11 protein-coding genes are annotated in these 13,080 nt (G+C 42.1%); 3 read left to right on the top strand and 8 right to left on the bottom strand.

What is annotated here, in order from left to right:
• The 6 genes from HGG78_RS12515 to HGG78_RS12490 form a co-directional block, all read right to left on the bottom strand.
• On the bottom strand, positions 1–492 hold a 492-nt coding region (locus HGG78_RS12515; protein WP_172533067.1), incomplete at its 3' end, for a hypothetical protein.
• An 83-nt stretch (positions 493–575) separates the two neighbouring features.
• A complete protein-coding gene (locus HGG78_RS12510; RefSeq protein ID WP_172533066.1) occupies positions 576–905 on the bottom strand; it encodes a hypothetical protein in 330 nt (109 codons plus the stop codon).
• 164 nt (positions 906–1,069) lie between these two features.
• The gene (locus HGG78_RS12505) at positions 1,070–2,965 is read right to left on the bottom strand and encodes a hypothetical protein (protein WP_172533065.1); all 1,896 of its coding nucleotides are present in this window, start codon (positions 2,963–2,965) and stop codon (positions 1,070–1,072) included.
• A 249-nt stretch (positions 2,966–3,214) separates the two neighbouring features.
• The gene (locus tag HGG78_RS12500; protein WP_172533072.1) at positions 3,215–4,492 is read right to left on the bottom strand and encodes an MATE family efflux transporter; all 1,278 of its coding nucleotides are present in this window, start codon (positions 4,490–4,492) and stop codon (positions 3,215–3,217) included.
• A gap of 68 nt (positions 4,493–4,560) precedes the next feature.
• The gene (locus tag HGG78_RS12495) at positions 4,561–6,489 is read right to left on the bottom strand and encodes a monovalent cation:proton antiporter-2 (CPA2) family protein (RefSeq protein WP_172533064.1); all 1,929 of its coding nucleotides are present in this window, start codon (positions 6,487–6,489) and stop codon (positions 4,561–4,563) included.
• On the bottom strand, positions 6,486–7,106 hold the full coding sequence (locus tag HGG78_RS12490; RefSeq protein WP_053311685.1) for an NAD(P)H-dependent oxidoreductase: 621 nt from the start codon (positions 7,104–7,106) through the stop codon (positions 6,486–6,488). The genes HGG78_RS12495 and HGG78_RS12490 overlap by 4 nt, the downstream gene beginning before the upstream one ends.
• Positions 7,107–7,566: 460 nt before the next feature.
• Between HGG78_RS12490 and HGG78_RS12485 the strand changes: the two genes are divergently transcribed.
• Complete coding sequence (locus HGG78_RS12485) at positions 7,567–8,805, top strand: carbohydrate porin (protein ID WP_053311686.1); 1,239 nt, start codon at positions 7,567–7,569, stop codon at positions 8,803–8,805.
• A gap of 133 nt (positions 8,806–8,938) precedes the next feature.
• Here HGG78_RS12485 and HGG78_RS12480 read toward each other — a convergent pair whose 3' ends face one another.
• Both HGG78_RS12480 and HGG78_RS12475 read right to left on the bottom strand, forming a co-directional pair.
• Entirely contained in the window at positions 8,939–10,216 is a 1,278-nt protein-coding gene (locus HGG78_RS12480; protein ID WP_172533063.1) for a cytosine deaminase, read from the bottom strand.
• A 9-nt stretch (positions 10,217–10,225) separates the two neighbouring features.
• Positions 10,226–10,384 (bottom strand): hypothetical protein, encoded by a 159-nt coding sequence (locus HGG78_RS12475; RefSeq protein ID WP_172533062.1) that lies wholly within the window; start codon positions 10,382–10,384, stop codon positions 10,226–10,228.
• Between the two features lie 373 nt (positions 10,385–10,757).
• Between HGG78_RS12475 and HGG78_RS12470 the strand changes: the two genes are divergently transcribed.
• Positions 10,758–11,771 carry a substrate-binding domain-containing protein gene (locus HGG78_RS12470; protein ID WP_172533061.1) on the top strand — a complete coding sequence of 338 codons (1,014 nt, stop codon included), beginning with the start codon at positions 10,758–10,760 and terminating at the stop codon, positions 11,769–11,771.
• Between the two features lie 24 nt (positions 11,772–11,795).
• Positions 11,796–13,040: an ABC transporter substrate-binding protein gene (locus tag HGG78_RS12465; RefSeq protein ID WP_053311689.1), complete on the top strand. Its 1,245-nt coding sequence runs from the start codon at positions 11,796–11,798 to the stop codon at positions 13,038–13,040.
• The last annotated feature ends 40 nt before the right edge of the window (positions 13,041–13,080 follow it).

The raw sequence follows: 13,080 nt of genomic DNA, 5'->3' as shown, positions 1-13,080 counted from the left end.
GTCTTTAGGTGACAATTTGCCTTGCCATAAATCGACAATGATTGCCCCTTGGGAATATTCATTTTCCCACATAATCGGTTGTCTTTCTGAGTAATTACTTTCAGAAATTAATGTTATTGTATGGTTTGCATTAGGCAATTGAATGATATAGATGTTACCTGAAAAATGTTGATGGTATTTTTTTAATATACTCGCTGCTAGACTTGCCATTTCTGCACATTGTCCATAAATCTTATTATTATCATCTCTATCATTTTGTATTCGTTCCGCTAAAGCAGAATGGAATTGAGGGTAAAAAGGAGCCTCGGATAAGTTTAAATTGCAATTTTTTGCCACTTCACAACGTCTAGTTCGTACTGCATCTCGATTGTTATCATAGTGATATTGTGTGAGGCCAGCACTATTAAGAATAGGTCTATCTGTTATTGCGATAGAAGGAAAATAAACCGAGAGTTCAAGGCGAAGTTTGTTGATCGATAGTATTTTCTCCATCCTGTCATATATGATCCTATTGGTAAGAGGATTTTGTGATGATGGAGTGGAGGAGCTGCGTAATTTATGTAAACAGTTATCCTCTAGTGATGATGGGGGACGGGAGAAAAATGCATCAAATAGTGATGGATAGGTATGAGAGGTCTATGTAAACCGGTATCACTCGGTGATGGTTGAGTGGAGGAGCTTAAAGAGCCTTTTAAAGGTGCATCAAGTAGTGATGTATAGGTGTTGAGTTTTTGTAAAGGGCTATCAGATATTGATGATCTATTCAAATAGGCATGACTAAATATAGGTGATGGGTCGAGATTCTTGATGGTGTTGACTCTATTTGAAAGTTGGCGCTCTTTTTTATATATTTCACTATGCTTTTGGTCTCTAATACGGTTTGAAGTAGTAGGTGTTTTAAACATAATATTTTCGATTCATTTAATGTCAATATCATAAAAGGAGAGCCTATAATATTATAAGGCTCCGATGAAATATTTTACTTACTTGGTTATTCTAGCATATACCCAAACAACTTCAAGTAGGAAGGGTATAAATACTCGGTTAATTAAAATTTTAAATCCGAATTCTAATCCGAATCCGAATCTGACTCTTTGTAAATATTTAAATGTATTTTGGAAATTATTTTCCCCTTATATTGATCTTTTATCGTTGCGGCTTCAGAGATATGCGAGAATATGCCGTCATTACTTGCACACGAATGTTCGATATTGGTTATCGCTACATTATCTGGAAGATCAAATATCCCGGCTATCAGGCTGTCTGAATAATCCTTTGGTGTGTTGTCTTCTGGTGTGTCTGGTAAATATATATCCTTCTCATCCGTCATGTGGTCGTGCACAAAGGGATTCGTTGTATCGAGAGTGTGATAATTTTCAACTACGTCAGCTACATTAACGTGGGACGTATAAGTACGGCGACCAACTACAAGAGTCTCTTCATATGTACCCTTTTTAGAGTTTAAGCTCATTACATGATGTTTTTTTAATGCAGTCTCAGCCTCAGTCTTTGGTTCATACACTAGCCCTAACGCAACTACTGGTGATTGCACAGATAGCTTAAAACCTTTAAGCATCCGCGACGTTATTTGTGGTTGGTGTCGAGTGAGTGAGTTTTGTAATGATGTATCTATTTGCTGCAGACGTTTAATCTCTTCTTCTGGTGCTTTTGCTGTATTCCCAATCTTGAGCGTCTTGAATTCGGTGATAAGTTCTGCTAGGCGATCACCGGGCTTGGCGTGTACAGTTACCGACTCATTGGTGACAGCAGAGGATGAAGATGAACCAACTGCTGTAGTATTGGGGTTTTTATCAGACTGATGAACCTGGGATTCGTGTACAGTTACCGACTCACTGGTGACAGCAGAGGATGAAGATGAACCAACTGCTGTAGTATTGAGTTTTTGTGTATTCCGTACGTATACATTAAGTTTTTTTATCTCACCATTATCTTTATTTTCGGCTTTTTTGAGTGCTGCTGATAACTTAATTTGATAATTTTTCCAGTTGTTTAAATTAGAGGAATCTTTCTCCAGTTTTTTTGCTTTACGATTTAATGATTCTAGAAGCTCACTAGATTGATTTACCTTCTGCTGATATTCACGTAACTTATTCCTACTTTTCTTCGTTTCCGCGTGAGGAGGCAATGTGTATATTGACTTTTTTTTTGTTGCCTCTTTTTTTTCCTTTTCTTTAGATTTAATACGCTGCCAAGTAGCTTCGGACTCCCTCTTTTTATTTTTGATCGCGAGTTGTATTGAATCTGGATACTCATTAGCATTATTATGCACCCATTCTTTGCATTGTTTTATCTCCCATGTATTTATTTTTTTCTCCTTGTCATGAGCACAAATAGCTTTAGGTTCACGGCGGTGATGATCTAATTTGTCCAATTCCAGCTCTATCTTGTCAATCTCACGGTTTGCTGTTCCTGGCTCTCGAGCTGCTGCAGAAGCTATATTAGCTATCTCCGCCATTCTTGCAGAATAGTATCTATAGTCATCCTTAGGCATTGGAGAATATGACCAATCGCTGTCATGTAGTTTTACGGTTTGTGCTTTTGCTGCGGACCTTACAAGATTACAGAAATCAGTTGGTATTACACCAGTACTATCCACACTGGATTTTAGTGCTCTTATATGAGGGTTATGCTCAGTCGGTACTTTTGTCTTCATTTCGGTATATGTAGCGAGAGCCTCGATAAAGTTACTGGGGGTGAGGATGTATGGTGTGGCGTTTGTTGTTTGTACTTTAAACGTTTCAATTTGCTTGTGGTTTTGTGTTGATTGACTCGTATTACTGGTGCTTGCTTTTGCTCCGAGCGTCGCAGAAGGTAAGCCAATTCTGTATGTGTGTTGTATCGCTTTGGGCGTTAGTGAGGGAATATTTGGGGGGGGGTTACGCTTTTTACTTTCATCTTCTTGAGCAAGATTCGATCGACTTGGAGCAGTTCTATAACTCATCATATTGTTCACCTAAAATGCAATTGATTGATATGCTACTTTATGCTTTTGCCTATTATTTCAGTTTACTTTTTGAATTCCCAGCATTAGAACGAGAAAAACAGGTTAATTCATTTTATTTCTTTTGTTTTCTTTTTTTTTGGGAGATTAAGGCTTTATTTTCTGTAAATATGCAATAATGCATTTTAATTTCCGTTGTATCGATAACAGCTTTTTATTCCTCAGCTGGGTTGTTGGAAGGTAATTAAATTGTTAGTTTATTTCCCTCTCTATTTGACGTAGTACGTGACGATATAAAAACCATGCCGCAAAACCAGCAAGAACATTACCGATTAATGCCCCGACAAATAAGCCATGAATAGCCGCCATTTGTGCTCCTACCCATAAACAAGGTAAAAAAAAGGCGAATAAACGTAAAGCGGAAATGGTCAAAGCGACATAAGATTTAGCCAATGCATTGGAAACAGACACCATCAGCATACATACCCCCAACGGACCCAAACTAATGGGGATAACCATCAAATGCCAATGTAGGATTGATTCGACGTTCTCTTCACTGGTCATTAATGCTGCTAAGAAACTGGAAGATAAGTAGGTGAGTGCGGCGATAATTAATTGGAAGCCGAGAATAAATTGGCAAGCGATAGTGACTAGCTTTCTGATGTCTTGCAGTTGATTAGCGCCCAGTAAACGTCCAACCATCGGTGGTATTGACATGGTTAAGGCTAAAACGGAAACCATGGCGAAGAACTCAAAACGAGAGCCTAGAGCCCACGCAGCCACTGCCGCTGTACCAAAACTGGCTAACAATTTTGTTGCTAACATCGAAGATAAAGGAGGAAGTAACTGGCTAATCATTGCTGGGCCCATGATATGGCTGATAGAACGAATACTGCTTGTTACATTGAGATCTTGCCAATCAAAGAGCATCCACTGTTTCTTTGATACTTTAGGTGCAACGACCAAAACGCCAACTCCAAACGCAACAATTGTTGCCAGCGCTGCCCCTTGAATCCCCAAATCGAAGGTAAAAATAAAGAGTGGATCTAAAATGAGGTTAAGAACGCTCGTGACCATCATCATGCTGCCCGGCAGCATGGTATTACCATTGGCACGGCATAGGCTGTATAAGAAATAGAGCACCGCGCCAACCCAAGCACTAACAATCCAGTAAATCCAGTAGCTGTCAATGATAGGGTATACCGATTCTGGGGCACTGAGCAGAGCTAAAATTGGATGACGGAGCAGATAGATAATCACGCCAAACAGAGCTACGCCGACACTGCCCATCACCACTACAAGCCCGCCCAATTGTTTGGCATAGCGGATCTGGTTAGCGCCGATGGCGCGCGCAATTACCGCCGTAGTTGCAATGCCAAGTCCAACTTGGATACCTATGATGATCATTTGAATCGGTAAGGTAAAGCCTTGCGCTGCCAGTGGTAGTACCCCCAACTGGCCGATAAAGGCACTGTCAATAAGCTGAAAACTCATTAAGGATAATACCCCAAACAGCATTGGCCAGGTCATTTGAAATAATTGGCGCACCAAAGAGTTAGATTGGCTGTTGCTTGTTATCGCATGGTTTTGTTGTTTGCTCACTGGTTTTTTGGCTCTTCTAGTCCGGAGTCATAGCCTTTAGGTGGTGGAGTCCACCCTCGTTCAGATAATGAATGCTGATCGCTACGGTCACTGTTCATAGCATGGGCTAATCTTTTTTCTAATTGCATAAAGAGCTTACGATAATTATTGTCGAATCGATCCTCGCCAGATTCGGTACTCCAAGCATGATATAGCTCGTCAGATTGTTCTCGTTCAATGCGTTTATAGGCTGATTTTTGTTGCTCAACGGTAAAAGGGTGTAAACCTAAGCTACGCAACGCTTGTGCGCCCACTTCAAGAGCTGAATGATAGGTTTCTGATTCAATATGATCCGCGCCTGCTTGCCTAAGCAGGTAGCCATGGCCTCTATCAAATGCGCGTGCCAAAATCGTCACTTGAGGATAAGTGTGTTTAACATATTTGACTAATTCAATGCTGCTTTCTCGGTTATCTATCGCCACCACTAATAGCGATGCCTCTTCAATGCCGGCGGTATGCAAGAGATCGGGTCTTGTTGCGTCACCAAAGAAAGCTTGAGTTTCAATTTTCCGCATGGTTTCAACTTGGTCAGCTTGGTGGTCTAGCGCCACGGTGCGTACCCCATTGGCTACTAGTATGCGGTTAACAATTTGTCCAAAGCGGCCGATGCCCGCAATGATTACCGTTCCTTTTTCTTCAATCACATCGGCTTCGCGATCATTAAGCACATGCTGATAACGAGGGATGATCACTTTATCGAATAAGATAAATAGCCCTGGTGTCAGGAACATCGATAAGGCCACCACTAAGGATAGTATTTGCGCCATTTCAGGGGCGATCACATGGCTCTGTACCGAAAAGCTTAATAGCACGAAACCAAACTCTCCCGCTTGAGCCAAACTGAGGGCAAACAACCAGCGATTGACCCCTTTGATACGAAAAACAAAACCAAGGCTAAATAAAATGGCGGCTTTTAATATCATAGTGGCCAGAGTGAGGCCAATGACCAAGGAGAAGTCACCAAACAGAATATGAAAATTAATTCCTGCCCCTACGGTAATAAAGAATAGACCAAGTAATAATCCTTTGAATGGGTCAATGTTCGACTCTAACTCGTGACGAAACTCACTGTTGGCTAATACCACACCCGCCAGAAAGGTGCCTAAAGCTGGCGACAAACCGATCAAACTCATTAAAGCGGCAATCCCAATTACGAGCATCAGTGCGGCAGCGGTAAATATTTCTCTTAAACCGGAACTGGCGACGAAGCGAAACAGTGGGCGACTCAAGTAGTGACCGCCGATCACGAGAATAGCAATTGATAAGGTGATGACAATGCCATAACCCCAGCCAGGAAGTCCTGCGACTAAACTCAATTCTTGATGTGTTTCAGCCATATGTGCGGCTGCTTGTTGCGCTTTTTCGACTAATTCAGGCATCGCCAATAAGGGAATAAACGCGAGCATTGGGATAACAGCAATGTCTTGCATCAACAGTACTGAAAAAGCGCTACTGCCACCTTCTGTTTTTCCAAGGTTTTTTTCATTAAAGGTTTGTAAAACGATAGCGGTGGAAGAGAGAGAGAAAATAAGACCTATCGTCAATGACAATTCCCAAGATAATTGGAACTGTAAGCTAATCGCGGCTACCGCAAGAGTGGTTATTGTCACTTGTAACCCACCAAGTCCAAGTAAACGGTGGCGCATATTCCACAACATTTTGGGCTCAAGTTCTAAACCGACTAAAAATAGCATCATCACCACACCGAATTCGGCGAAGTGCTGAATAGTTGTCGTCTCTTCACCAACCAAACCGATAATGGGCCCAATCACTACCCCGGCGATTAAATAGCCGAGTACCGAACCTAATCCAAAACGTTTTGCCAGAGGTACTGCAATAACGGCGGCAGCGAGATAAATAAACGCTTGGAGGAAGTAACTGGTCATGCAGTATCTCCATTATTGAGAGAAGTTAAATAAAGGTTCATATTGGCCAGATGGCGAACTTTCTTAAGGTTAATGCGGTTATCGACCAATGCATGAAGCAGTATTGTCCACTCATTGAGATGTTGTTGGACACGATGATCTTCTTCTGCGGTTCGTGCACCAAACAGTGAAAATGGCGGTAAGTAAACCATACCTGTTAAGTTTGCCATTTGTTCTAACGGTTGTAACAACTCGCGAATCGTAAAATGGTTATAGCCATCCGCGTTATAGGCTGACTCCTTCCCCCCAGCAGAGAGAGCGCACATAAAAACCTTACCGTTTAGTGCTGTGCCTTCTTGCCCATAAGCAAAACCATATTCTAGCACTAAGTCTTGCCATTCTTTCAGCAATGCCGGTGTTGAATACCAGTACAACGGGAATTGGAAAATGATGACATCATGATCCAATAAACGCTGCTGCTCTTTATTAATATTAATGTCAAACGTTGGGTATTCAAAATAGAGGTCGACAGCGGTGACGCCTGCTATATTTTGTGCCGCTTTGAACATGGGAAGATTGACCTCGGAGCGGCTCTGAGAAGGATGCGCATATAAAACGAGAACTTTTTGTGTAGCCATTATTGCTCCTTGCATTGCAACGATGCCTGCAAAATAAACCGTACTTTTAAAGATAAACAGTACATTAAAAGCGCGTAAGGAGCGAGTTTGTTAGTGCCGCCATTGTTTTGTCCTTAATTGCTTATCCGCTTTGAAGCATGGCTATTACTGTTGACGATGAAAGATGTCATCAATATGAAAATATTCATTGCCAGTAACAATAATTGATCCATCATTTGACGAATTATCGTGATAAAAGTCAGCTATTCCCATGAAATGAAACCGTTTTCAAAATAGTTTGAACTTATATTGTCAATATATCTTTATGATATTTATAACTAATTTTTTAAATTCGACCCCGGCTAAATTTCATAACCTGTCGCGTAAACTGGCGCTGTGAAGCGAATCTTAATTTTCACTTGTTTCATTTTTTAAACTGATTGCAGAACAAAAACAAACACAGTGATTAATAGGATTTAACATGAAAAATTATAAGCTTCTACCTCTGTCCCTCGCAGTGGCTGCCGTACTCTCTTCTGCTCCATCATTGGCTAATGATCCAATGCCTAATCCCGAAGTGTTGGAGCAAGATCAGCAACCGCTTGTTTTGACACCAGACATTAAAGTACCTGCTGGTATCGTGTTCTCTGGTTATGCTCGCTACGGTGCTGCTTACCAAAATGGAGACGCCAAATTGGTTGAAACTAATGGCCGTTTAAATGGTAACTCAACCGGTCGTTTAGGTAACGAGGGTAATGGTGGTGAGTTCCAATTTGGTAAAGGATTTGTCAGTGATAGCGGCGCGATTTGGGACGTCGTAGTGATGTTTAACCACTGGGGCGATGATGTTGGTGTACCAAAAGCTTACGCGGGTGGGACCAACATTTTTGAAAGCCAGCCAGAGCTTTACGTATGGGCAGGTCGTGATTTTCATCAACGCCCAGCTACGGGGTTGAATGACTATTTCTGGATGATGCACGATGGTCAAGGCGGTGGTTTTTATAACCTTGATTTAGGAAGCGTCAAGCTAGACGCCAGCGTAGTGAGCGCAACAGGCGCAGGACCTAATGATCATCAAGACGGTAATTATGCACTGACCACCAAATGGCATGGTATTAACTTCTCAGATTCAACCAATTTAAGCCTTTATGCCAACTACGGTTTTGATGATAACTCTGACCCAGATGCGAAAAAGCTGAACGCTTTTCAAGTTGCGGGAGAATTAAATTTTGGCAGCGATCGTTTCATTGTTCGCTACTCTGACAACGCAAAAGACAGTGTATTTTGGAAAACCGCAGATCAATCAGCGTTGTTGGTTAGCTTTGATGGTAATAAAGCGATGGGAGACAATGCTGCAATTGAATACCTAGCCGCCTATCAAGCGTATGAAGATGGTGAATACAAACAGTATGATCGCACTAACTACAACGTGGTGGTTCGCCCGATGTATTTCTGGGATGATGTCAATTCAACATGGTTAGAAGCGGGTTACGATGTGGTCGATTTTGACAACATCGATGCTACGAACTCTTCTTGGAAGGTGACGCTATCGCAAAATATTTCCTTTGGTAAAGGCGCTGGTGCTCGACCTATGTTGCGTTTCTACGCAACCGTCGGTGATGCAGATAACGAAGCCGTTATTGACAAAGATGGCTTATTTAAAACGGCAACTAACCCAGATACTGTCACGATTGGTGCAATGTGGGAGGCATGGTGGTAAACCTGTTGTAAATAATTTACTGTCCATTTTATTTAACCGCTTTTTTGCAATATGAAAGGCGAACCTTAACCTCAGCAATACACTTATGCTTTTGGGCCACCTCGGTGGCCCGTTTTTTTTTCAGAAATAGGGGCTAACGCTGAAACGTTACTGCTTCAGTTTTTTCTAGGTGAATACGTGTGCTAGCTGGTTGCGTTTCGGCAATCACTTTACCATGACGAATTGAATAGCGAACGGCAACTTGGCGGCGCAAAGCATCGAAGCCATTTTCGGCAGGAAGGATCAGCAAACTACCTGCCTTACCGAGCTGAATGCCATAATTATCTTGGATATTTAAAGTTCGTGCTGATTTGGTACTAATCAAATCCAAACTATTATTAATTTGCTCATACCCCATGATTTGACAGACATGTAACCCCATGTGCAGTACTTGCAACATGTTTGCAGTACCAAGCGGATACCAAGGATCAAATACATCGTCATGACCAAAACAAACATTGATATCTGCTGCCAACATCTCTTTAACGCGCGTAATACCACGACGTTTTGGATAGTCATCAAAGCGGCCTTGTAAGTGAATATTAACCAATGGATTAGCAACAAAGTTAATACCAGACATTTTCAACAAACGGAATAAGCGCGAAGCATATGCACCATTATAAGAGTGCATTGCTGTGGTATGGCTTGCGGTGACTTTCTCGCCCATTTTAAATTTGTGCGCCAGTGCTGCAACCGTTTCGACAAAACGTGACTGTTCATCATCAATTTCATCGCAATGCACATCAATCAGACGATCATATTTTTGTGCCAGTTCAAAGACGTAGTGTAGTGATTCCACGCCGTACTCACGGGTAAATTCAAAGTGTGGGATCGCACCAATGACGTCAGCGCCGAGTTTTACGGCTTCTTCTAGCAGCGCTTTACCATTGGGGTAAGAAAGAATCCCTTCTTGTGGAAAAGCAACGATTTGTATGTCTACCCAAGGTTTCATCTCTTCACGCACTTCAAGCATTGCTTTCAGTGCCACTAATGTTGGGTCAGAAACATCAACATGGGTGCGTACATGTTGTACACCATTGGCAATTTGCCATTTCAATGTCTGTTTTGCACGCGCTTTCACGTCCTCTACTGAAAGTAACTCTTTACGCTCAGCCCAACGTTCAATACCTTCAAATAAAGTGCCTGAAATATTCCAGTGTGGTTCACCAGCGGTTTGGGTGGTATCTAAATGAATGTGTGGTTCACAAAATGGTGCCACTGCTAAACCACCTTCGGCATCTAGCACTGTACCTTCAAATGCTAAATCGACATCATTGGCAGTAATGGTGTTAAACAGACCATCTTCAATCAGGATCTGATGTAACCCTTGTGTGTGCTGTAATGCAACGTTTTTGATTAATAACGTATTCATGAAAAATCCTTAAGCAGCCTGTTCGACAAGTACTTTCTTATTAATGATTGGATTAAGAATAAGGTAGCTGATGGTACCAACTAAGACTGTATTAAGTGATACGACATCAGTCAGAGGTACAATGGTCAAAGATAAGAACGTTAACCAATCAGCAAGGTTATTGTACAACCATAACGCGCTTCATCTACCGACGACTATGCTCTATACAGTTGAAAGCTCGAAAGGTTGATCTGGTTGTCTTTTTTGAAGATCCAAATTTCCCTGATGCTATAAACAATGACGGCTGACAATACCATCCCCGCAATAAAACGCATTGAAGTAATGCCAACCGCTGCTCTTTAGTTGAGGTCAAAAGGGCTATGCCATGAAACAGTTTCATGGCTCATCACTAAACTGTCGTCACTTTCAATATTTAAGTAATTGTCAGTTTTAGGCCCGATTTGCTGTGACTTCACTCACGCTAAAGCTAGGTTGAATCTCTAATAATTGCCACATGAAAGCGGTTTCGTGTTTTTTCTATCAATAATGAATTGGAGCGAATGTGGCGACGATAAAAGATGTGTCTGAACATGCGGGTGTGTCGCAAGCAACGGTATCGCGAGTCATCAACGGTACGAGCCGCGTTAGTCACGACAAAAAACTCAAAGTTGAAAAAGCGATTAAAGATCTTGGCTATCGCCCGAATTCCATAGCTCAAGCTTTAGCTTCCAGCCGCACTGGCAGTATCGGTGTGATTGTACCAGAGCTAGGTGGCCCATTTTATTCCAGTATTTTGCATAATATTGAAGAGCAACTGCGTAAGTTTGGTTATCACGTTGTTGTTACTGCCGGTTCCAACACAGAACAAGGTCAGAAAGAATCGGTGCAATTTTTAATAGGCCGCCGTGTCGATGCTCTTATTCTTCACACGCAAAACCTGACCGATGATTACTTGATTGAGTTGGATCAACAAGGCGTTAATTTAGTGTTGGTCAATCGTTTTATTCCTGAAATAGCGTCCAGTTGTATTGATATTGATAACGAGTTGGGCGGTTTTTTGGCGACACAGCATTTACTCAATCAAGGTCATAAGCGCATTGCTTGTATTACAGGGCCATTAGAAAAGTCGGATGCTCGTGGCCGCTTGCAAGGCTATCGTAAAGCACTGGAGGAGGCCGGGCTTGAGTATGACGAAGCACTGGTTTCTGAGGCTGGTTTTACTGAAGAGTCAGGCGTGAAAGCGATGCGTAAATTGCTGATGCGTCATTGTGAATTTAGCGCTGTATTTGCATCCAATGATCATATGGCATTCGGTGCCTTTGAGGAATTGCGACGCGTTGGACTGCATATCCCCAACGATATTTCATTGATCGGTTTTGACAATATTTTGTTTGCTCGCTATCTGACGCCGGCTTTAACCACCGTTAATTTTCCCCTTGAACAAATGAGCTTAGAAGCGGTTCAGCTCGTTATTCAAAAACTGCACAAAAACAAACGCGACGTAGACTTCAAGTTATCACCTTCATTGGTGGTGCGAGAGTCAGTCAAAAATGTAATTACTACCCTACAAACCTAACAATAAAGATATTAAGGATGAATCATGAAATTTAAGACCTTAGCGCTGTCCAGCGCCGTGGCTCTAGGACTTGCTTCACTTGCACACGCTGCCGATACCAATATTCGTTTTGACGGCTTTCCAGACTTTGATAGCAGTTTGAAAGTGCTGCTCCCTGATTTTGAGCAGAAAACAGGTATCAAAGTAGATTACTTGATGAATAACCACGGAGACCACCACACTAAATTAACCACCAACCTAGCGACTGGGTCTGGTGCTGGTGACGTCATCGTTGTGGATGTTGAAAAAATCGGTCCTTTTGTCGCTTCTGGTGGCTTGGTCAACTTGTCTGAAAAATATGGGGCAGACAAGTTCCAAGAAAGTTTTGCACCTTACGCGTGGACACAGGGTAAAGGTGCGGATGGCAATATGTATGGTATTCCGGTCGACCTTGGCCCTGGTGTTATGTATTACCGTACTGATGTATTTGAAAAAGCAGGCGTTGATATTAATGAAGCGATCAAAGATTGGGATTCTTATATCAAGGCTGGTGAAGCGCTGAAAAAGCAAAATGTTCAGTTGATAGCATCAGCCGCTGACGTGGCACAAGCAATCATCTTTACCACAGTGCCAGAAGGTGAGGGGTTGTACTTTGATAAAGACGGTAACTCTGTAGTCACATCTGATCGTTTCGTTCATGCCTTTGAAGTGGCCAAGGAGATTCGTGACAAAGGGTTAGATGGGCGCATTTTGGCATGGTCAAACGAATGGTATGAGGGTTTCCGCAACGGCACTTTTGCGACTCAACTTTCCGGTGCATGGTTACTTGGTCATTTGAAAAATTGGATTGCTCCAGATACATCGGGCAAATGGGCAGTTTCACACTTACCTGATGGTATTTACGGCAGTTGGGGCGGTTCATTTCTTTCTATTCCTACTCAGTCGAAGCACCAAGACGAAGCATGGAAGTTGATTGAATACATGACAACTCAGCGTGATGTTCAACTAAAAGCGTTTGAAACTATTGCAGCTTTCCCATCAAACATTACGACTTATGATGACCCAATGTTCAACCAAGATATTGAATTCCTTGGTGGGCAAAAAGCACGTCTATTGTTTGCTGATGTAGCGAAAAACATCAAACCTGTTGCGCCCGCAAAAGGTGACCATGTGGCTCGTTCTATCATCTTAGAAAACGCACTGATGGAAGTGTTGGATGAAGGCAAAGACATTAAAACAGCGCTTAAAGATGCAGAGCGTCTTATTAAGCGTCGCACACGTAATATGTAATTACTCATTGTGAGTTAAAAGAACCACCAGTAAAACTGGT

It is taken from the genome of Vibrio aestuarianus, from assembly GCF_012395185.1.
GTDB classification, from domain to species: domain Bacteria; phylum Pseudomonadota; class Gammaproteobacteria; order Enterobacterales; family Vibrionaceae; genus Vibrio; species Vibrio aestuarianus.
Note: the sequence above shows the minus strand (reverse complement) of the source record. Positions and strands in the feature narration are given on the sequence as shown.